We start from the raw sequence: 19,521 nt of genomic DNA, 5'->3' as shown, positions 1-19,521 counted from the left end.
TAACAAGCCCCTGCCTATTTATTTTCTTTTTCAAAAGCAATGAGCTTTGCCTTTAGTAAAGCCCCATCTGGAGCCAAGTAGTAGCCTGGCGAGCCATCGCTTTTAACCACCCTGTGGCATGGAATAATGAGGGGAAGAGGGTTTTTTGCACAAGCCTGCCCTACAGCTCTGGAAGCTAGGGAGGTTCCTTTTATCAGTAGCGACAGCCTGCCGTAGGATATAGTTGATCCGTAGGGGATGGATGCAATCTGTTGCCAGACCCGGTGCTGAAAAGGCGTTCCGATGCTAAAGATGTAGGGAATAGAAAAGATTTTGCGGCGACCTTCCCAATATTCGGAGAATTCCCGGATGATTTGATTGGCAAGCCTTCCGAGCTGATCTTTTTTGCGTGTTTCGAGTTGTTCGCCCACTTCCTTGAGCCATTTAACTTGCATAACAGCTTGTTCTGTAAACACTACCTCCAGAAAAAGGCCAAAAGGGGATGGTATAACGAGATTCTGTATCAACTCAGTCAGCATCTATAAAATCCGTGATGTAAGGATTGGTTTCTCGTTCGTGACCAAGAGATGAGCTGGGAGTATCGCCATAGTCGTGACCAGGCCATATCATAGTTTCCGGAGGAAGAATAGAAAGGAGTTTTTTTAGCGATTCTAGGAGATCTGAAAAAGACGAACCAGGAAGGTCTGTTCTTCCTACAGCTCCAACAAAAAGAGTATCTCCAGTAAAAAGGTTAGAGCCAACAAGTATACAGCAACTTCCTGGAGTATGTCCGGGTGTATGGATAAAACGCACAGTGAAGTTCTGTAGTTTTAATTCATCTCCGTCTTCGACACTTATATCGGCTGGAGGTGGGGGCTCAAAGCCTAATTTCCGGTTCCAGGCTATTGATTCAGGGGTTCGAGCAAATTCGTCGTCCAGACGGTGCATGACTATTGGAGCACCCGTAGCTTCTTTGATCTTTTCGTTTTCGGCTGTGTGATCGGCGTGGGAATGGGTGTTAATGATATATTTTATGTTTATGTGTCGATCTTTTGCGAGTTGAAGGATTTTATCGGCATCTCCTGCCGGATCAATCACAATACCCTCACCTGTTTGAGAGTCGAAGACAATGTAGCAAAAAACTTCCATAGCCCCTACCGGCATCTGAATAACTTTAACGGATTCCATTTTGGTTCTCTCCAATCTCTCTTTATTAACCGTGGTTTACTCTTCTTTAAGAAAATGCTTCCAGAAATCAGGCTTTCTTTTTTCCATGAAGGCGTTTCTTCCCTCAAGCGATTCTTCGGTTCCGTAGTAAAGGCTCAATCCTCCCACTCCAAGTTCTGTGATACCTCCCAATCCGTCAGATTCAGCCAAAAAGGCATACTTAAGCATCTTAAGAGACGTTGGGCTCTTTTCTAGAAGTTCTCTGCACCAGGTATCAACTTCTTCATCAAGCTTTTCATGGGGGACTACCTTATTGATCAGTCCTATCTGAAGAGCTTCTTCAGCCGAGTATGTCCTGCAGAGGTACCAGATTTCCTTGGCTCGCTTCATCCCTACATTACGCCATAAATCGCCTGTGCCGAAACCCGGATCAAAGCTTCCCACTCTGGGACCCGCCTGACCGAATTTAGCTCTATCCGAAGCTATGGATAAGTCACAATTAACCTGCCAGACATGTCCTCCACCTATTGCGTATCCGTTGACTCTGGCGATAACAGGTTTGGGTATGTGACGGATGAGGAAAGTCACAAACTGCCAGCCTACTTCTAGAGGAAGAGCTGCTATGGTGCCTTCCAGTTCCTTTGCACTGTAACCTTCGTATCCTCCAAGCCCTCTGATGCTTTGATCTCCGCCTGTGCAGAAGGCTTTGTCTCCCTCACCGGTAAAAACTACCACGCCCACATTTTTATCCGTCCATGCATCAATGAAGGCTTTTGTCAGTTCGTAAAGAGTCACGGGAGTGCAGGCATTGTATTTATGTGGACGGTTTATGGAAATGCGAGCAATTCGGTCTTTTTTTTCGTAAATTATATCTTGAAAATTCATGGATCTTTTCTCCTTTTTAGAATTTTTGAATGTCTGGTTTACCGAAAGAGAAAAGTGTCTAATCAAGATGGGACTTTAAGGCTTTTATTTCCTCCAATTCAAGTCTTTTGAGGAATTCTTTAATTAACGCCAGTGCTTCCTCTTTATCCCTGTCCATAACGATAGCCTTCATTTTAAGGTATTCTTCCTGGGAAACGTTAAGCACAGGCATGGTTTCTCCTTCTATCTTAGGAGTGTTTACTTTGAGAATTCCCTGAACTGAGATGGGCTGAATCCAGCCTCAAAAACCGGCTTTCACTTTGTTTTTAGAGCTTTTCTTACTCTTTTGGCAAGCACTTGACGAATAAATTGAATAGCATCTGAAGCATCTCCGTCAAGGTCAATTTCGAGCACCTTTTGGGCTTCTTCTAGTGACAGAGAAATGACCACTTCTTTCAGCCTCATGGGAATAACTCCTGTGGATGGTTTTATTGATCTACTATCTGTCCGCACTTTTCTGTTGACCCAAAAACCTTCGTAAATGATAATATAGATGTATTGCTATAAAGTAAAGCAGGGGGGTGAAAACATGTTGCTTAAAAGCTACAGGAAAGAGATTTTTCTCCCTGAATGTAACCCCCGTTTTCAGTCGCTCCATTGTATTGCTCATCTAGATCAGGACATTGGAGAAGTTATTCCCTATCTCAACTCAGAACTAGGAGGGTATCAATATACTGTAGATCCACCTTCGGTTACCTTTAAACATCATGGTAAGCTTATAACCATCCATCCCAGGGCTATCGCTGTAAACGCTTTGAATGATGAAAATGAAGCTGATAAGATCCTTGAGTGGTTAAAAGGGCAGATAAACGATATATGGGAACGTCGTCATGAGATTCAGCCTAAATTTGAGGGGATGAAGAAGCCAAATATAGTTGAAATTATTAAATATCTTCCCAAAACTAACTGCAAAAAGTGTGGACTCCCAACTTGCATGGTCTTTGCTGTCCAGCTTGGGGAAGGTGGGCGTAGGATAGAGCAATGTCCGGAGCTTTCACCGGCTCAAAGGGCTGCTCTGGAAAAATACTTTGAACCCTTTGCGAGGTATCTGGAATAATGAAGAAAAAGATCCTGTTTCTATGCACCGGAAATGCCTGTCGAAGCCAAATGGCAGAAGGATGGGCAAGATTTTTTCACAATGATTGGCTTGAGGCTTTTTCTGCCGGCGTGGCTCCTCACGGCTTGGACCCTCTGGCTGTTAAAGTTATGCAGGAAGTTGGAATTGATATTTCCAACCAGAAGTCAAAATCAATAGACGAAGTGGAATCAATTGAATTTGATTATGTTATAACACTTTGCGACAGTGCCAAGAAATCTTGCCCTGTGTTTCCCGCAAAAACATTGTATGCTCACGTTCCCTTTGATGATCCACCTCTGCTTGCTCTAACAGCCAAAACAGAGGAGGAATCTCTATCTCATTATCGCAGGGTGCGGGATGAAATAAGGGATTTTATTAAGAATCTCCCAAATTTCTTGAAGACTTTCCAACAAAAAGACTTTTCTTAATTTTTAGGAACTTGCCGATGACCTTATCCCAGCCAGGCTCATCGCATCTTCTATCTCATTCTGAATCTTCTTGAGTTTTTCTGCAATAGCTCGCCGCCTGTCAGATGACATTGAAGGAAGCGTTCGCATGATGCCGTGTTCGAGTTCGAAGAATTTTCTGCCGATTTCATAAAGATAAGCTTCACACACATCTTCTGGAACTATTTCAATGACCTTTGGTGGTTCTATAGTTAAGGTTTCCCCCATCTGGGGAATATGGGTCCATAAACCAAATTGCTCTCGTATGATGGATGCGAGCGCTTCACTTGCTGTTTTCTCGCCGTGAATTACAAATACTTTCATTTCCTTCTTATTGAAGTTGCTGATCCATTCGAGAAGTTCTTTTTGTCCTGCGTGGGATGAAAATCCACCAATTGTGAAGACCCTGGCTCTAACCGCTACTTCCTCACCCATTACACGGACTTTCTTGGCTCCATCTATAATTTGCCGCCCAAGGCTGCCTTCCGCCTGAAAACCTACTATTACCAGAGAACATCCTTCACGCCAGATGTTATGCTTTATATGATGGAGAATGCGTCCTGCTGTGCACATGCCGTTGCCTGCAATAATGATGGCGGGACCGCCGATCTCATTGATCCTTCTTGAGTCTTCCACAGTCTGGCTAAACTGAAGCTGAGGAAATATAAAGGGATTTTGCCCCTTTTTAACGATTGCCATGGTTTCTTCATCGAAAAATTCCTTCATTTCGCTGAAGATCTTGGTTGCCTGAATAGCTAAGGGGCTATCAAGAAAAACAGGCATATCTGGAATAAGCTTATTTCGGAAAAACTCTCCAAGCACATAGAGAATTTCCTGAGTTCTTTCAACGGCAAAGGAAGGAATCAGAACCTTCTGTCCGTATCTATAGCTATAAAGTATGGCTTCCCGAAGTTCGTTTTTGCTTTCTTCCAGAGTTTTATGGTCGCGGTTACCATAGGTTGATTCAATAAAGAGAGCGTCAGCATCGAAGATTAGCTCCGGGTCTTTTACAATTAGTTGGTCTGACCTTCCTATGTCACCTGAAAAAACGACCTTTAAGTCTTGATCTTTTTCTTTTGTCCATATCTCAAGAATTGATGCTCCTAAAATGTGTCCGGCAGTTCGAAATGCCACCTTGAAATTATCGTCGAATTTTATAGGTTGCCCCTGTTCAACCGATTGCAAATAGGCAAAACTCGCTTCAGCATCAGCTTCCGTATAAAGTGGCTTTACGGGTGGCAGTCCACGGCGTAGATTTTTTCTAGTGCGAAGTTCTGCATGGGATTCCTGAATGTGAGCTGCATCAAGAAGGAGTATTTTGACCAACTCCACAGTGGGGCGAGTTGCATAAATCTTGCCCCGAAAACCATCCCTTATAAGCTTTGGGATGCGTCCGCTGTGATCAATGTGAGCATGCGTTAAAAAAAGGGCTCTTATTTCGGCTGGATCAAATGCCCAGGGTTCCCAGTTAAGATCTTCCGTTTTTTTCCCGCCCTGGAAAAGCCCACAATCCACCAAATATTTCGCATTGTCCACTTCGATAAGATGGCAAGATCCTGTCACCTGTCCTGCTGCGCCAAGTGTTGTGACCTTCACTTTTTATTCTCCCTTTTATTGATTATCCTCCAATTTTTGACATGGGTCTGGTGATGCATTTTCTTAGTAATTCGACATCAAAGGCACGATTTGCCGGTTTATTACGCAGGGCATCAAGTATAACCTTCGCTATTTCCCCATCAGATACTCCATCTCGAAGGAGTCCTCTGAGATCGGTTTCTTCTTTGCTGAACAGGCAGGTTCGTAGATTTCCTTTTGGTGTTATTCTGAGTCTATTGCAGGAGTTGCAGAAATGGTGGGTCATGGGGCTTATGATCCCGATCTTTCCAGCCCCGCCTTTTATACGCATATACCGTGCAGGACCGTTACTTCTAAGGCTTACAGTGGGTTCGATCTCCCCGAGCGATTTGATTCGATCGATAATTTCGTCTGCAGGAAGAAACCGTTTTTCCCATTCATCCCCGCCGAAAGGCATGAATTCTATAAATCGAACATGAAAGGGTTCTTTTATGGTTAATCTAGCCAGATCTTCCACTTCGTCATCGTTTATCCCTTTCATAACCACAACATTCAATTTTACGGGCTGGAATCCGACTTCCATTGCCTTTTCGATGCCTCGAATGACGTCATAAAAGGCGTCACGGCGAGTGATTTCCCGAAATCTTTCTGGTTTGAGAGTATCCAGACTTATGTTGATTCGCTTAATACCAGCTTGAAATAGATCTTTAGCCAGATCAGCAAGGAGCACTCCGTTGGTGGTCATTGTTACTTCGCCAGGATTGGTTATATCTACAAGGCGACGCACAAAATCGACGATACCCTTGCGGACTAGAGGCTCCCCACCGGTAATGCGAATCTTGGAAATGCCCAACGATCTGGCAATTGTTGCGAGCCTTAAAAGTTCTTCGTATGAGAGAATATCTTTATGGATGAGCTTTGGGATACCTTCGGGGGGCATGCAATAGATGCAACAAAGGTTACATCTGTCTGTTACTGCAAGTCGTAGATAATCTACGACTCTACCGCGGCTATCTGTTTTGGCAGAAGTTCTTTGATTAAGGGTCTCAAGACATGTTGTGGACATATATAAGATCTCCCTTAACGGCTAATGTCGGGAATTGGGGTTTAACCTTTCTCAGAGTTTTGCTATAAGGAGAAAACTTGGCGAACGCAATAGTAAATTCGTTTATCCGTCAGGGAGGGAGCTACTATGGGCGACAGCAGAGGTCTTGGGATTACGGTTACCGAGCATCTTCTTCGAGAACAGAGGGAGACGCCCTATGCAACCGGCGCCTTTACTCAGCTTCTCAACGAACTAATCGTGGCAGCAAAAATTATTCATCGGGAAGTAAGTAAAGCCGGTCTTGTGGATATATACGGCTCTACAGGGGCAGAGAATGTATATGGAGAGCAGGTTCAGAAGCTTGACGAATTTGCCAATCGAACGATTATCCGGCGGGTTATCCATACGGGGCACATTGCAGCTATTGCTTCTGAGGAAGATGCTGATATTGTAGAAGTTCCGCCCCAGTATCCCACAGGTCCATACATTTTAATGATTGACCCACTCGATGGATCATCCAACATTGATGTTAATGCCAGTATAGGCACGATCTTTGCCATCCGCCGACGTCTAAAAAGTAGCGGTCCCGTAACCCTTGATGAAATTCTTAGGCCTGGATCAGAACAGGTAGCGGCAGGATATTTTATTTACGGCTCCAGCACCATGATGGTTTATACAACCGGTAAAGGGGTCCATGGTTTTACATTAAACCCGGCTCTGGGAGAATTCCTGCTCAGCCACCGAAACATAACAATTCCGAAACGTGGCAAAATTTATAGTGTAAACGAAGGAAATTACCATTACTGGAGCGAAGCTGTAAGGCGCTATGTGGATTCTCTAAAGGAAAAAGACCCCGCTAGGAGTAAACCTTATACAACTCGCTACATCGGCACTTTAGTCGGAGATTTTCATAGAAATCTCCTTAAAGGCGGAATTTTTATGTATCCGTCAGATACGAAGGACCCGAAAAAACCCAGAGGCAAACTCCGGTTGCTTTTCGAAGCTGCGCCACTTGCCATGGTAGTCGAACAGGCTGGAGGCGCCGCATCTGACGGAAAACGGCGAATACTGGATATTGAACCGGAAACCTTGCATGATCGAGTGCCTCTCTTTATAGGAAGTCCTGAGGATGTGGCTGAAGCCGAGCGATTTTTGAATGAAGGTGAGAACGTATGATCATTCTTGGTATTGAGTCGTCCTGCGATGAAACTGCAGCAGCGGTTGTAGAAAGGGGACGCATTGTAAGGTCACAGGTGGTCGCCAGTCAGATCAGTGTTCACAGTCCCTACGGTGGAGTCGTTCCAGAACTCGCATCAAGAAGGCATGTGGAAGCTATTATCCCGGTTATTGATCAGGCCGTGCGTGAATCCGGTTGCACCTTTGATGATATTGATGCTATCGGAGTGACATGTGGTCCTGGCCTTGTGGGATCTCTCCTTGTTGGCATAGCCGCTGCGAAAGCTATCGCCTATGCCCTGAACAAGCCCTTGATCCCCGTAAACCACCTGGAAGGACATATCTGTGCAGCTTTTCTTGAAGGAGAACCGCTCGATGAACCATTCGTCTGTCTGGTAGTTTCAGGTGGGCACACGGCTTTATACTTTGTTCGCCCGGGAGTTGCCCCCGAGCTTCTTGGAACCACTCTGGACGACGCAGCAGGAGAAGCTTTTGACAAGGTGGCTAAACTCCTTGGATTGGGTTATCCCGGTGGCGTCGTCATCGATCGACTCTCGGAAAACGGTAGTCCTCAGGCTTTTCATTTTCCTCGATCCTTCCTCGGGAAAGACTCCCTTGACTTTAGCTTTAGTGGCATCAAGACCGCTGTGGTGAACTTCGTGAGAAAATTTGGAAGTCCGACGGACTCTGAAAAAGGAACGCTGGCTTATCGAATTGAAGATGTGGTGGCGAGTTTCCAGGAAGCGGTTGTGGATGTTTTGGTAGAAAAAACCACAATGGCTGCGGATCGGCAGGGAGTAAGCCAGGTTGCGGTTGTAGGTGGAGTTGCAGCTAATAGAAGACTTCGTGAGCGTTTCCGTGAAAGAGCCGTCGAAAAGGGGTGGAAACTTCGCCTTCCGCCCCTTTCTCTGTGCACAGATAATGCTGTTATGATTGCAGCGGCGGCTTATGAAGTCTGGAAACGCCAGGGGTTTTCCCGGAATCATGTCTTTACCTTAGATGCTCTTTCCAGATGGTATTAGGAAAAAATGTTTCTGACTCCCCGAGAATATCTTGAGCGATTTGGACGAAAGGCATCCAAAAGTTTGGGACAACACTTTCTTATCCAGCCTAAAACAGCTCAACGTATTGTTGATGCGCTAGATATATCCCAGAATGACATAGTGGTGGAGATAGGTCCCGGTTTAGGAGCACTTACCAGATATCTCATCGAATATCCCTGTCGGCTTCATCTCGTTGAACTGGACGCCAGGCTGGCTGAGGCTCTGAAAAGCCTTATGCCGCCATCCAGAGCGTTTGTTGCGTGGCATATTCAAGACGCATTGGATTTATCATGGGAGAGAGTCATTGAAGATGAAAAGATTCGACAGATTGATAAATGCCCGGATCGAATAAAAGTAGTTGGAAATATCCCTTATAACATTAGTTCCCCACTTCTCTTTAGCTTGATAGCTTCTCACAAGGTTATTGAACGAGCTGTTCTCATGGTTCAAAGAGAGGTTGGGCAACGGTGGACGGCAGTCCCTGGCACCAAAGATTACGGCATTCCCACGGTGATTCTCGGAAGTTGCGCTAAAGCCGAAAAGATGTTTTCTGTAGGACACGGACAGTTTGTCCCACCACCTAAGGTGGAATCTCTTGTGGTGCGACTGTGGTTTTTTGACGTTCCTAAATGGGAGCCTCTGAATTATGATTTTTTCCGCCAGTTTGTGTCAGAAGTGTTTCGGCAGAGAAGAAAAACTATATTTAATGGGCTTAAGAATTTTATTTCCAGGTATGGTATTGGCTCAACTGACCTGATATTATCCTGTCTGGAGGAGATGGGAATTTCTTCTTCAGCACGCCCGGAGGAACTCTTCCCTGATGTTTTTGTGGAGTTGGCAAAACGTTTTGCGGAGAAAATAGAACAATCATCATTTGATAGCGATTAAAGACAGAGAAAGCGTCTCTAAAAGCATGTTGTGACTTGTTTCCGCCTGAACCTCGGTTACCCGATATTTTGCTCGGTGAATTTCCCTTGATAAAGTCCGTGGTCATTCATGTAGTCAATTATAGCTTGAAGGTTTTTATGCTTTTCGAGTGCCCACTGGGGAGCAACAAGTTCTTCAGGATGTGGGTCCCCTGTAAGGCGTTGTATAACAATGTTGTGAGGGAGGATCGCAATGAAACGGCTTACAATACGAACGTAATCTTCCCGGGATAGACATTGGTATTTGCCTTCCTGATACCACTTTTCAAGCACAGTGCCTCGGACTATATAGAGAAGATGAATTTTTACAGCTTGAATGTCCAGCTTTGCCAGAAAGCGAGCCGTATCAAGCATTTCATCTTCCGATTCTCCTGGAAGTCCAATGATTACGTGAACACAAACGGGAATATTGCGTTTTCTGGTTTCTGATAGAGCGTCAACAAAGGTTTTAACATCATGACCTCGGTTTATAAGACGAAGAGTAGAATCGTGAGCAGATTGTAAGCCGTATTCGAGACACACGTAATAGCGGTTAGAGATTTGAGCTAGGTAGTCGAGCACTTCTGGTGAGACACAATCTGGTCTGGTGCCGATAGTAAGTCCCACTACATCTTCTACAGAAAGAGCTTCTTCGTATAGAGCTTTCAAGCGTTCTATGGGAGCATAGGTGTTTGAGAAGGATTGAAAATAGGCGAGAAATTTTTCTGCCTTAAAGCGCTTTTTAAGGTAAGGTTTGGCTTCTTCGAGTTGCTGACGGATGCTTTTACCCAGAGCCCATTGTCCTGTTCCTGAGCCTCGAACGTTGCAGTAAATGCAGCCGCCAAAACCCTTTGTTCCATCGCGATTGGGACAGGTCATGCCCGCATCCACAGTGATTTTGTGAACTCTACAGCCAAAAAGCTCTCGAAGATAAGAGTTATAATCTCTATAAGGAAGGGTCCGTGTCATGCTACTTTCTCCTAGAAGATTTAGTTTTAGAATTTTAACATTACACGAAAACCTTTCTCCTTCAAGTTGGGGGTATTAGGAAAAAGTTATGTTTCCGTTGAAAGATTTTTTCGGCTAGGATAGAAGATAAGTTCGATGTTATGCCAATTTTTCTAAGAGGGGGTTAAAAATCATGAACGGCATGGTGCCAATCACACGAGAGGGATATGAACGCCTTAAGAAGGAACTTGAGCGGCTTCAGAGGGAAGAGAGACCAAAAGTTATTCGTGCTATTGAAGAGGCTAGATCCCATGGGGATTTATCGGAAAATGCTGAATATGAGGCGGCAAAGGAGAAACAGGCTCTTATAGAAGCTCAAATAAGTGACATTACTGACAAACTGTCCCGATGCCAGATTGTTGAAGTCTGCGAGGACACGAATGGTAAGGTAGTCTTTGGATCGACCGTTGTTGTGGAAGATCTAGATACGGGATCGGTCGAGAGTTATTGTTTGGTCGGTCCTTTTGAAGCTCAGGTAGAGCAGGGCACTATTTCCATTTTGTCTCCCATTGGAAAGGCCCTTTTGGGTAAAGAAGTAGGGGATGAGGTTAGGGTTCAAACTCCCAAGGGCTTGCGAACTCTCGAGATTCTTGAAGTGCGAAAACCTAGTTTTTAACGTGGATCCGAAAGTCAAAATGCTCTATGATGCCAGGAAAAATCTAGAAGTATGTCTTATGAAAAGCAACCCTTGCGGTTGTCTAGTCTTTTTAAGGCAGAAATTATAGACATGGGCATAGTTTTGCAAAAAAGGAATTAAAACACGATGGGAACCTATTACGGACGTAAAGACCTGTTGGGAATTGAGGAACTTTCTCGCGATGAGATTGAACACCTTTTGGATCTTGCAAAATCCCTGCGGGAAATTAACGAGCGAGCCATAAAGAAGGTTCCTACACTGCGTGGTAAGACTGTAGTGAGTATCTTTTACGAACCAAGCACTAGAACCAAAATGTCTTTTGAAATGGCAGCCAAACGCCTCAGTGCCGATACTTACAGTATTTCTACAACCACAAGCTCCATGGTTAAGGGTGAGACTTTTCTAGATACGATAAAAAATCTGGAAGCAATGAAACCGGATGTGTTTATTATCCGCCATTCCCAATCAGGGCTTCCTCATCGTGTTGCATCACTTACGCCAGTGTCGGTTGTGAACGCCGGCGATGGACAGCACGAGCATCCTTCGCAGGCTCTGCTTGATCTTCTTACAGTGATGGATCATCGTGGTAGCGTGGAAGGATTACGGCTCTTGATTGTAGGAGATATTCTGCATAGCCGAGTTGCCCGCTCGAATATATGGGCTTTTACCAAAATGGGAGCGGAGGTGACTCTTTGCGGTCCTCCCACTCTTCTTCCACCTGGCTGGGCTGAGAAGAGCTTTCGTGATGCTCGAGTAAAAGTAGTTTATGACCTTGATGAAGCTATCCCGAACGCCGATGTTCTTATGGTGCTTCGTCTTCAAAGAGAACGCCAGAAACTCAGCTTTTTGCCGTCTCTACGGGAATACGCTGTGCTTTACGGAGTTAACGCTAAAAGACTGGAAAGAGCGAGGAAAGATCTTATAGTTATGCACCCTGGTCCAATAAACCGTGGAGTGGAATTAAGTCCAGATGTGGCTGACGGAAGATGGTCGGTTATATTGGATCAGGTTACAAACGGTGTTGCTGTTAGAATGGCTATACTTTACATCCTTGCACAGCGAGGAAGTGATCTATAAATAATAAAAATGGGAGGACATCATGAAGTTTAGACAATTTGTTGCAGCCGGGGTTTTGGTTATATTTCTTTCGTCCTGTGCTGGGATGACCACGAGAGAACAAAGAGTACTCAGTGGCGGAGCTATTGGAGCCGGCCTCGGAACAGCAACCGCCGCCATTGTTCAGGGATCTCTTTTTACCGGTGCGGCTATTGGTGCTGCCGCAGGAGCGATCGGTGGTCTTATTTACGATGAGGCTCAAAAGCGAAAACGATAGGAGAGGGGACTCGAATGAAACAGTCTAAAATAGTTCTGATCTGGATGGCGTTGTTTCTGGCTACAATTGGGATGGGTAACCTTGTTCTAGCAGGTGAAGCCTACGAGAGTGCCTTTGGTTTTAAAGCCATCTTCCCGGCGAAATGGATTGTTCTTGATAAGAGTTACGCAAAAGAAAATCCAGATGCTGTGGAATCAGCCTTTATGGCGGCTCAAAAAGACGAGGAAGTAACGCCAGAAAATAAAAGCGTTCTTTCTTCTGTAAAGGAAATGATACTTCGCGGGGAAATTGAATATTATTTTTCCGAGACTCCCCGGTTTGTTGTAGCAGTCAATAGGTCTTCCGGGAATGTTCCCAGAACCGACGAAGAACTCAAAAATTTATGCCAGTCTTTTCCTTCTCAACTTTCTGCCAGCGCTGGCAAGCCTGTAAATGTTTACGAGTGTTCCAAAAGAGTATTCAACGGGTATGAAACTCTTGTGCTTGTCGCTGATGGACAGGCAAAAGATAGCCGTTATGTCCAGTATCAACTTGCCGATACTCCTCAGACTGTGATTATATTTACTGCAACGGGAGCTACTCCCGAAAATTTCCCGACAATGATCAAACTCATGGAAAGTTTTATGAATTCCATTCAACTGGTTAAGAAGTAAATACCTTTCTAGTAATATGCTAAGGATGGGCAGGGTTGCTCGTCCTTAGCATGGTCTCAGGACGGTGCATATTTGATTAAACCAGAAGGAAGATAAGCTGTGTCTAAAGGAACTGTTTATTTGTTGGGTGATGCTCCAAAGCTCTCCCTGATTTTTCAAAATGTCAGATTGATTGATCCGGCAGCGGGGAGGGATGAACAGGCTGATGTAATTGTGGTCGAAGGCGTTATTAAGGATATTCTGGCTCCTTTCAGTGTCAGAGATGTTGCCGATAGCAGTATTACGGTCTTGCCCTGTGATGGTTTGTGGCTTGTGCCCGGGCTTGTGGATATGCATGTTCATCTACGAGAACCCGGGGAAGAGTATAAGGAGACGATATCTTCAGGGACTATGGCAGCCGTAGCAGGGGGATTTGTAGCTGTTGCCTGTATGCCAAACACCAAGCCCCCGAATGACCATCCTACGGTGACCAGGTTTATTGTGGAAAAGGCTCAAACTGAAGGTGCCTGTGTTGTATATCCCGTTGGAGCTATTACGAAAGGGCTTGCAGGTGAAGAACTGACAGAGATGGGGGTACTATTTGAATCTGGCGTGGTAGCTTTCTCCGACGACGGACGACCTGTTATGAATGCTCAGATAATGCGTCGCGCCATGGAATATTCTCTCATATTCTCTGTGCCTATAATAAGCCATTGCGAGGATATAAATCTTTCTGCTGGTGGAGTAATGAATGAGGGGGTTGTGTCACTTAGGCTAGGGCTGCGGGGCATTCCAAAGATTGCAGAAGAAATAATGGTTCTTCGAGACGTAGAACTTGCTAGATGGACTGGTGCAAGACTTCATGTGGCACACGTCAGCACAAAAGGATCCGTGGAGATAATCAGGCGGGCAAAGAAGGAAGGACTTCCTGTAACAGCAGAAACAGCTCCCCATTACTTTACTCTTACCGAAGAAGCCGTTCAGAGCTTTGACTCTGTTTTTAAGGTAAATCCTCCTTTACGCACTTCAGAAGATGTTGAAGCTGTAATTGAGGGGCTTTCTGATGGAACCATTGATGCTATTGCCACCGATCACGCCCCTCACAGTGTTTTGGAAAAGGATGTTGAGTTTGATTCAGCATCCTTTGGAATGATCGGTCTGGAAACAGCTATTCCATTAACCCTCGAACTAACTAGAAAGGGCTTACTCTCACCTCTGAAAGCCATTGCTGCGCTCTCCACAAATCCTTCTCGCATTCTAGGGCTTCCCTACGGGTCTATCGATACTGGAAAGCCCGCTTTTCTGACTCTAATCGATCCTGAATATAAGTGGGTTGTGCGAGCAGAAGAGTTTTTCTCTCTCTCCCGCAATTGCCCCTTTGAAGGGTGGAATGTTCAGGGAAGAGTTGAAATGACCGTTGTTAACGGCAGAATGGTTTTTGCTAGAACTGATGGAATTTGCGAGACTTTAGTGAGAAGCGGTCATGCGCTCCGTGCCTAAGATTCTGGTTGTGGATGATGAAGAAGGCATGAGAGATTTCCTCGAACTTATGCTGGTTAGAAAGGGATACGAAACTACGATTGTGTCAAATGGTAAGGATGCTATAGAACAGCTTCAGTCGGGAGACTTCGATATTGTCATTGCTGACATAAGAATGGAGCCCATAAGTGGAATTGACGTCCTGAAGGAAGCCAAAAGATTGAATCCGGAGACGGTTGTTATCATGATTTCTGCTTACGCAAGCCCTGAAACTGCTGTAATGGCTATGCAGGAGGGAGCTTACGACTATCTCCCTAAACCTTTTGACATAAACGAAATGTATCGCGTTCTGGAAGAAGCGTGGGAAAAAAAGCGGTCATATCGAAAGAGCGAAGGAACAATTCAACCGACAACAGGGGATGAAATTCCTGTTCACTTTGGGCTTCTCGTGGGAGAAAGTCCTGAGATGCTTCGAGTGTATAGCCTTATCGAAAGGGTGGCCAAAGTTGACAGCAATGTGCTTATCATGGGTGAAAGCGGGACGGGGAAAGAACTCGTTGCGCGAGCAATTCACAATCTTAGTAATCGAAGGGATCGTCCTTTTGTGGCTGTAAATTGTGGAGGTGTTCCTGAATCGCTTATTGAAAGCGAACTTTTCGGCTACAGGAAAGGAGCCTTTACGGGAGCGTTACATGATCGTAAAGGACTTGTAGAAGCGGCCCAAGGGGGAACACTTTTTCTTGACGAAATTGGAGAGTTATCCCCCGGTTTACAGATACGATTGCTTAGGTTAACTCAGGAAAAAACTATTCGCCGTCTCGGTGATAACGAAGATCGTTCGGTTGATGTGCGGATTATTTCTGCAACTCACAGAAATCTTGAAGAAATGGTTGTTAAGGGAACATTTCGTGAAGATCTCTACTACCGCCTTAACGTAATCCCTATAAGATTGCCGGCTTTGCGAGAAAGGCGAAGCGATATTCCGCTACTGGCTCAGTATTTTCTCAAGCGTTACAACGAAAAACTAGGTAAGAACATTCAGCGTGTTTCCTCATACGCTATGGATATTTTGAAATCCTACGACTTTCCGGGTAATGTGCGAGAACTTGAAAATATTATAGAGCGGGGAGTCGCTCTAGAGCAAACATGCATAGTTCTTCCTGAGAGTCTTACAATTGCCAGTAGCCGTTTTAGAAAAGCTCCGAACACGGCTTCAGATTTCTTCATAGATCTTCCGAATATTACCCCGGAAGGTATCGATCTGGATGGATTGCTTGAAAGGATAGAAAAGTATTATCTTACCCAGGCTCTTTCCCTTTCAGGCGGACGTAAGCATAAAGCGGCAGAACTTTTGGGTGTGAGTTTTCGCTCGCTGCGGTATAGGCTTGCCAAGTATGGTATGGGTAGGCTTGATGACGATGACAGATCTCCAGATTCTGAGGAATAGTTATTTTTAGAAGATCTTATCCAGGTATGGTGAGCTGGTTACTTTGTAATTAGCCTTTGTATTTACCAGTTACTTAGGAGGTTAGATATGGCGCCTATAAAAGATAACAGCGAATTCGAAGATGATATGATGGAAGACCTTGGCTTGGAACCTGGTGAAGAAGGAGATGTTTCGGATGTAGATTTAGCCTATGATGAAGGCGAAGAACTCATAATTAGTGATGAGATAGAGCCGGAAGAGCCTTTTCCTTCTGTGCTTTTTATGGGCATATCCAAGCCAAAAACGGACGATGAGTGGATCGCCCTGCTTCAGAGTGCCCAATCCGAAGGTGTTCCTATTTATTCCATTGCTGAAACTTATCAGGAAGGGAATCTTATAAAACATCCAATTTTTGGTTTGGGAGTAGTTACAAAGGTTAGAACTCCTCGAAAGATGGAAGTTATTTTCAAAGACTCTGAAGGCAACATAGTGAAAAAGCTCATGGCAATGAACATTTCAGATGTAGCTAGCAGTGGGACGTAATCACTACTGGGTTGCTCCGGTGGGCGGCCTTTCTCACTTCCAATTTCCAACAGGATAGTTCGCCGAGAAAGCCAGAAATACGCACTTTTGGAGAAGGTGGCAATGACGCAGTTTGAGTGGGTTATGAGGCAAAGAGACGACGATGAAAAAAGTGGAAGTAGCGGAAAAGAGTATCCTGTGCCATCGAGTTGTGAAGAAGTTCTTGAAATCCTTGCAAATCAACGCGGCATTGACCCTGATCTCCTTGAAGATTCATCTCTTACAAAGCTGGAACCTTACCTTTCGATGCGAAATTTTGAAGAAGGAGCCAGGTTGGTAGCTAACCACCTTTCTAGGAATAACAAGGTAGTGATTGTAGGAGATTATGACTGTGATGGTATTACCTCGTTGGCTCAGTGGACTTTCTTTATGCAGGATATCGGATATTCAAATTTTTCTGTGGATATACCTCATAGATCGGAGGGATACGGTTTTCCCAAGCGAGCAGTTGAAGAGAATCCGGATGCACGCATTTTTATAGTTACCGACTGTGGGACTCATGACAAAGAAACCATACAGGTTGCTAGAGAAAAAAAAGCTGACGTTATTGTTATCGATCATCATAAGATTGATGACTTGAGTCGTCTTGCGCCTGCCACTCTGCTTATAAATCCCAAGCATCCCCAATGTCCTTCTTGTTTTAAGGACTTTTGCAGTTCCGGTTTGACCCTCCTTTTTCTAGCCAAACTGAGATCATTTCTTCCCGAAAGTTTTACAAGGCCCAGGCTCGATGCTCGCTATCAAGCTCTTGCAGCCCTGGGAACAATAGCGGACGTGATGCCTCTTACGGGAGCAAACCGCATTATAGCCAAATGGGGATTAGTAAAGTTAAATGAAGGCAAGTTTACCCCTCTAAAAGTGCTTAAAGATCTCGTCGGACTTAGAAATAGAAAGCTTTCGGCTGGTCATGTTGGATTTTATCTGGCACCTAGAGTAAATGCTCCTGGAAGAATTGCCGATCCTAAAGTTGCTTTTAAATTTTTGACCGCTATTGACGATCATACCCTTATGGATCTTGGATTGGAGCTTAATCGCTTAAACGCTCAGCGGCAGATGGAAGAATCGAGAGTGTTTCGTAGGGTGCTGGAATATCTTCTGGATATAGAATCAAGGGGCATCCGGCGTCGTAGCGTTGTTCTGGCTGATAAAGGCTGGCACCCTGGAGTGGTGGGTATTGTCGCATCCAGGGTGGTTCAAGAACATCATTATGGTCCTGTGATTATCGGTTCGGTTGGGGATGATGGGATTGTCAAGGCGTCGGCAAGAAGTATTCCTGGAGTTGATATTTGTGAAGTTCTTTCCGAGTGTGAAGATTATCTTTTAAGATGGGGTGGACATGAAGCAGCAGCGGGTCTCTCCGTGGAATATTCTAGATTTGGAGATTTTGCTGCTCGCTTTGAACAGGTTCTGGCTAAATGGCCAGAACAATGTTTTACCAGACGTCTTATGATTGACTGTGAACTGCCCACCCGACTGATTTCAAAAGAACTGCTTGAAGTTCTGGAACGCCTTGAACCTTATGGGCAGGGTAATCCTGTTCCTATATTTCTTTCCCGCAATCTTAAACTTTGTGATGTAAAGGTCTTTGGTAATGGACAAAGACATTTGAAGCTATTTTTTGGATGCAAATTTCAAGGCATTATGTGGCGAGGAGGATCTTTATTGTCTCAGATCAGACCAGGTGATCGCTGCAATGTTGTTTATCAACTCGAGTGGGATGTTAATAGAGAGCAGTGTTTGATGATTATTAAAGACATAGAAGTTTACAGAGCTTGACCGCTATTCTATTTATAAAAGGTGGGGACGGATAAATTATCCCGTCCCTGCACACAAACTGTATGTAGTTATCGCTTTGCGAAGGGATATTTTCTAAAAGAAACTAACATCTCCGCTTCCTATCCGTAAAATTTCTGGTTGGTCATTTATCAGAGAAATAACGCTAGAGGGTTTCCCCGGCACGGGCCCTCCGTCTATTATAAGATCTACCATGTTTCCCAGTTTTTCTTTAATTTCATGGGGAGTTATCAATGTTTCACCCGTTTCTCGATCTACAGCGGTTGTGTTGATAATAGGATGACCAAGCTCGGCAACGATGGCCAGCGCTATAGGACAGTTGGGCACTCTAATACCAATAGTTTTTCTTTTGGAGAGCATTATTTTTGGAACCAATCTTGATGCTTCCAGTATGAAAGTGTATGGACCGGGAAGGCAACGCTTCATAACTTTGTAGGCATAGTTAGTTACCTGAGCATACTCGCTTATGTTTTTAAGGTCACTACACACAATGCTGAGAGGCCTATCGTGAGTTTTTCCTCTTAAATCATATACTTTTTCAATAGCCTCCTTGTTAAACAGGTCACACCCTATACCGTAGAAGGTGTCCGTCGGATAAGCGATTAAACCGCCATTGGCAAGAACTTCAACAACTTGCTTGACTTTACGAGGTTCGGGATGTTGATGATTCATTTCAATAATCATAGGACATCCCCTTCTTTTTAGGTGTTTAATTTTTACTTACCCATTGCCCGTTTATACATACAAATTAGAGCCCCTATTTTTTTAGAGATTGGCAATATAACTACCCCGATCCTTTTCTTTGAATAAACAACAGAACCTGAGTAAAGTCAATGATCTTGGGGAGGTGTTCTAAAACTTCCCTTATGGGGTGTCGAAACATGGAAAAGGCAGGGGCGAGACTCAGCTTGGGGGACTTTCCCAGACTCAGGTAACTAAAAAACAACCTCAATATATGATTCACCACATATTGGGATAGGGGCGGTCAGTTTGACCGATCCCCTCCCACACCACCCGGCATGCGGGTCGGCACCGGGCGGTTCGAGAAGTTGAGCAGGCAGCTACTATGGCCTCTGCTGACTTCTCGCTCCGGTTCTCCATGCTTACCCTTTCGGGTGCATGTAGGGGCGACGCATGCGTCGCCCCTACAATTCCACGCCTCTGTAAGCCTATTCCCAGGACAACCCTGCATAGAAAAAATTTTGGACCTTCTAGCCCAAGTTCGCCACTTTTTGTGGCGAAAATGGCATTTTTGCCTCTTTTGGGAAGTCTAACTTATTGAAATTATGGAT

At 44.7% G+C, this 19,521-nt stretch carries 22 protein-coding genes; 13 read left to right on the top strand and 9 right to left on the bottom strand.

What is annotated here, in order from left to right; all coding sequences use genetic code 11:
• Window positions 1-14 precede the first annotated feature (14 nt).
• The 5 genes from WHS38_11470 to WHS38_11450 form a co-directional block, all read right to left on the bottom strand.
• Window positions 15-455, bottom strand: a complete 441-nt coding sequence (locus tag WHS38_11470) for a methylated-DNA--[protein]-cysteine S-methyltransferase (GenBank protein ID MEJ5301596.1) — start codon at window positions 453-455, stop codon at window positions 15-17.
• A 52-nt stretch (window positions 456-507) separates the two neighbouring features.
• Window positions 508-1,167 (bottom strand): MBL fold metallo-hydrolase, encoded by a 660-nt coding sequence (locus WHS38_11465; GenBank protein ID MEJ5301595.1) that lies wholly within the window; start codon window positions 1,165-1,167, stop codon window positions 508-510.
• Between the two features lie 36 nt (window positions 1,168-1,203).
• Entirely contained in the window at window positions 1,204-2,031 is an 828-nt protein-coding gene (locus tag WHS38_11460; GenBank protein MEJ5301594.1) for an enoyl-CoA hydratase-related protein, read from the bottom strand.
• A 58-nt stretch (window positions 2,032-2,089) separates the two neighbouring features.
• The gene (locus tag WHS38_11455; protein MEJ5301593.1) at window positions 2,090-2,242 is read right to left on the bottom strand and encodes a hypothetical protein; all 153 of its coding nucleotides are present in this window, start codon (window positions 2,240-2,242) and stop codon (window positions 2,090-2,092) included.
• An 83-nt stretch (window positions 2,243-2,325) separates the two neighbouring features.
• Window positions 2,326-2,475 carry a hypothetical protein gene (locus tag WHS38_11450; GenBank protein ID MEJ5301592.1) on the bottom strand — a complete coding sequence of 50 codons (150 nt, stop codon included), beginning with the start codon at window positions 2,473-2,475 and terminating at the stop codon, window positions 2,326-2,328.
• A gap of 124 nt (window positions 2,476-2,599) precedes the next feature.
• On the opposite strand from WHS38_11450, the gene WHS38_11445 reads away from it, so the two are divergent.
• Together WHS38_11445 and WHS38_11440 are read left to right on the top strand one after the other, a co-directional pair.
• A complete protein-coding gene (locus WHS38_11445) occupies window positions 2,600-3,127 on the top strand; it encodes a (Fe-S)-binding protein (protein ID MEJ5301591.1) in 528 nt (175 codons plus the stop codon).
• Complete coding sequence (locus WHS38_11440; protein ID MEJ5301590.1) at window positions 3,127-3,576, top strand: arsenate reductase ArsC; 450 nt, start codon at window positions 3,127-3,129, stop codon at window positions 3,574-3,576. Before WHS38_11445 ends, WHS38_11440 begins: the two co-directional genes overlap by 1 nt.
• A 3-nt stretch (window positions 3,577-3,579) precedes the next feature.
• On the opposite strand, the gene WHS38_11435 is transcribed toward WHS38_11440, so the two are convergent.
• Window positions 3,580-5,190, bottom strand: a complete 1,611-nt coding sequence (locus tag WHS38_11435; protein MEJ5301589.1) for an MBL fold metallo-hydrolase — start codon at window positions 5,188-5,190, stop codon at window positions 3,580-3,582.
• Window positions 5,191-5,212: 22 nt separating this feature from the next.
• Window positions 5,213-6,235 (bottom strand): GTP 3',8-cyclase MoaA, encoded by a 1,023-nt coding sequence (moaA, locus tag WHS38_11430; GenBank protein MEJ5301588.1) that lies wholly within the window; start codon window positions 6,233-6,235, stop codon window positions 5,213-5,215.
• A gap of 126 nt (window positions 6,236-6,361) precedes the next feature.
• On the opposite strand from moaA, the gene fbp reads away from it, so the two are divergent.
• The 3 genes from fbp to rsmA are packed head-to-tail and all read left to right on the top strand — an operon-like array spanning window position 6,362 to window position 9,321.
• The gene (fbp, locus tag WHS38_11425; GenBank protein MEJ5301587.1) at window positions 6,362-7,390 is read left to right on the top strand and encodes a class 1 fructose-bisphosphatase; all 1,029 of its coding nucleotides are present in this window, start codon (window positions 6,362-6,364) and stop codon (window positions 7,388-7,390) included.
• Entirely contained in the window at window positions 7,387-8,412 is a 1,026-nt protein-coding gene (gene tsaD, locus WHS38_11420; protein ID MEJ5301586.1) for a tRNA (adenosine(37)-N6)-threonylcarbamoyltransferase complex transferase subunit TsaD, read from the top strand. The genes fbp and tsaD overlap by 4 nt, the downstream gene beginning before the upstream one ends.
• A 6-nt stretch (window positions 8,413-8,418) precedes the next feature.
• Complete coding sequence (rsmA, locus tag WHS38_11415; GenBank protein ID MEJ5301585.1) at window positions 8,419-9,321, top strand: 16S rRNA (adenine(1518)-N(6)/adenine(1519)-N(6))-dimethyltransferase RsmA; 903 nt, start codon at window positions 8,419-8,421, stop codon at window positions 9,319-9,321.
• 56 nt (window positions 9,322-9,377) lie between these two features.
• Here rsmA and WHS38_11410 read toward each other — a convergent pair whose 3' ends face one another.
• On the bottom strand, window positions 9,378-10,307 hold the full coding sequence (locus WHS38_11410; protein ID MEJ5301584.1) for a TIGR01212 family radical SAM protein: 930 nt from the start codon (window positions 10,305-10,307) through the stop codon (window positions 9,378-9,380).
• Between the two features lie 172 nt (window positions 10,308-10,479).
• On the opposite strand from WHS38_11410, the gene greA reads away from it, so the two are divergent.
• The 8 genes from greA to WHS38_11370 all read left to right on the top strand — a co-directional run bounded on the left by greA (window position 10,480) and on the right by WHS38_11370 (window position 18,211).
• Window positions 10,480-10,962 (top strand): transcription elongation factor GreA, encoded by a 483-nt coding sequence (gene greA, locus WHS38_11405; protein ID MEJ5301583.1) that lies wholly within the window; start codon window positions 10,480-10,482, stop codon window positions 10,960-10,962.
• Between the two features lie 147 nt (window positions 10,963-11,109).
• On the top strand, window positions 11,110-12,060 hold the full coding sequence (locus WHS38_11400; protein MEJ5301582.1) for an aspartate carbamoyltransferase catalytic subunit: 951 nt from the start codon (window positions 11,110-11,112) through the stop codon (window positions 12,058-12,060).
• 22 nt (window positions 12,061-12,082) lie between these two features.
• Entirely contained in the window at window positions 12,083-12,316 is a 234-nt protein-coding gene (locus WHS38_11395; GenBank protein MEJ5301581.1) for a hypothetical protein, read from the top strand.
• 14 nt (window positions 12,317-12,330) lie between these two features.
• Entirely contained in the window at window positions 12,331-12,969 is a 639-nt protein-coding gene (locus WHS38_11390; GenBank protein ID MEJ5301580.1) for a hypothetical protein, read from the top strand.
• A 99-nt stretch (window positions 12,970-13,068) separates the two neighbouring features.
• Entirely contained in the window at window positions 13,069-14,448 is a 1,380-nt protein-coding gene (locus tag WHS38_11385; protein ID MEJ5301579.1) for a dihydroorotase, read from the top strand.
• On the top strand, window positions 14,432-15,874 hold the full coding sequence (locus tag WHS38_11380) for a sigma-54 dependent transcriptional regulator (GenBank protein ID MEJ5301578.1): 1,443 nt from the start codon (window positions 14,432-14,434) through the stop codon (window positions 15,872-15,874). The genes WHS38_11385 and WHS38_11380 overlap by 17 nt, the downstream gene beginning before the upstream one ends.
• Window positions 15,875-15,961: 87 nt before the next feature.
• Window positions 15,962-16,396, top strand: a complete 435-nt coding sequence (locus WHS38_11375) for a hypothetical protein (protein MEJ5301577.1) — start codon at window positions 15,962-15,964, stop codon at window positions 16,394-16,396.
• A 102-nt stretch (window positions 16,397-16,498) separates the two neighbouring features.
• Window positions 16,499-18,211, top strand: coding sequence for a DHHA1 domain-containing protein (locus WHS38_11370; protein MEJ5301576.1), 1,713 nt, complete (start codon window positions 16,499-16,501; stop codon window positions 18,209-18,211).
• 93 nt (window positions 18,212-18,304) lie between these two features.
• Here the strand turns inward: WHS38_11370 and WHS38_11365 are convergent, their stop codons facing one another.
• Window positions 18,305-18,913, bottom strand: coding sequence for an L-threonylcarbamoyladenylate synthase (locus tag WHS38_11365; protein MEJ5301575.1), 609 nt, complete (start codon window positions 18,911-18,913; stop codon window positions 18,305-18,307).
• Window positions 18,914-19,521 lie beyond the last annotated feature (608 nt).

The sequence above is a fragment of the Thermodesulforhabdaceae bacterium genome (assembly GCA_037482015.1).
Lineage (GTDB): Bacteria > Desulfobacterota > Syntrophobacteria > Syntrophobacterales > Thermodesulforhabdaceae > JAOACS01.
This window is presented reverse-complemented; position numbering and strand designations above follow the sequence as displayed.

Bases quoted from the DNA above. Each gene is read 5' to 3' on its own strand.
- WHS38_11465 (MEJ5301595.1), bottom strand. From the start codon at position 1,167: ATGGAATCCGTTAAAGTTATTCAGATGCCGGTAGGGGCTATGGAAGTT.
- WHS38_11395 (MEJ5301581.1), top strand. From the start codon at position 12,083: ATGAAGTTTAGACAATTTGTTGCAGCCGGGGTTTTGGTTATATTTCTT.
- WHS38_11440 (MEJ5301590.1), top strand. From the start codon at position 3,127: ATGAAGAAAAAGATCCTGTTTCTATGCACCGGAAATGCCTGTCGAAGC.
- greA (MEJ5301583.1), top strand. From the start codon at position 10,480: ATGAACGGCATGGTGCCAATCACACGAGAGGGATATGAACGCCTTAAG.
- moaA (MEJ5301588.1), bottom strand. From the start codon at position 6,235: ATGTCCACAACATGTCTTGAGACCCTTAATCAAAGAACTTCTGCCAAA.
- WHS38_11460 (MEJ5301594.1), bottom strand. From the start codon at position 2,031: ATGAATTTTCAAGATATAATTTACGAAAAAAAAGACCGAATTGCTCGC.
- WHS38_11370 (MEJ5301576.1), top strand. From the start codon at position 16,499: ATGACGCAGTTTGAGTGGGTTATGAGGCAAAGAGACGACGATGAAAAA.
- tsaD (MEJ5301586.1), top strand. From the start codon at position 7,387: ATGATCATTCTTGGTATTGAGTCGTCCTGCGATGAAACTGCAGCAGCG.
- fbp (MEJ5301587.1), top strand. From the start codon at position 6,362: ATGGGCGACAGCAGAGGTCTTGGGATTACGGTTACCGAGCATCTTCTT.
- WHS38_11455 (MEJ5301593.1), bottom strand. From the start codon at position 2,242: ATGCCTGTGCTTAACGTTTCCCAGGAAGAATACCTTAAAATGAAGGCT.
- WHS38_11450 (MEJ5301592.1), bottom strand. From the start codon at position 2,475: ATGAGGCTGAAAGAAGTGGTCATTTCTCTGTCACTAGAAGAAGCCCAA.
- rsmA (MEJ5301585.1), top strand. From the start codon at position 8,419: ATGTTTCTGACTCCCCGAGAATATCTTGAGCGATTTGGACGAAAGGCA.
- WHS38_11410 (MEJ5301584.1), bottom strand. From the start codon at position 10,307: ATGACACGGACCCTTCCTTATAGAGATTATAACTCTTATCTTCGAGAG.
- WHS38_11390 (MEJ5301580.1), top strand. From the start codon at position 12,331: ATGAAACAGTCTAAAATAGTTCTGATCTGGATGGCGTTGTTTCTGGCT.
- WHS38_11400 (MEJ5301582.1), top strand. From the start codon at position 11,110: ATGGGAACCTATTACGGACGTAAAGACCTGTTGGGAATTGAGGAACTT.
- WHS38_11445 (MEJ5301591.1), top strand. From the start codon at position 2,600: ATGTTGCTTAAAAGCTACAGGAAAGAGATTTTTCTCCCTGAATGTAAC.
- WHS38_11375 (MEJ5301577.1), top strand. From the start codon at position 15,962: ATGGCGCCTATAAAAGATAACAGCGAATTCGAAGATGATATGATGGAA.
- WHS38_11365 (MEJ5301575.1), bottom strand. From the start codon at position 18,913: ATGATTATTGAAATGAATCATCAACATCCCGAACCTCGTAAAGTCAAG.
- WHS38_11380 (MEJ5301578.1), top strand. From the start codon at position 14,432: ATGCGCTCCGTGCCTAAGATTCTGGTTGTGGATGATGAAGAAGGCATG.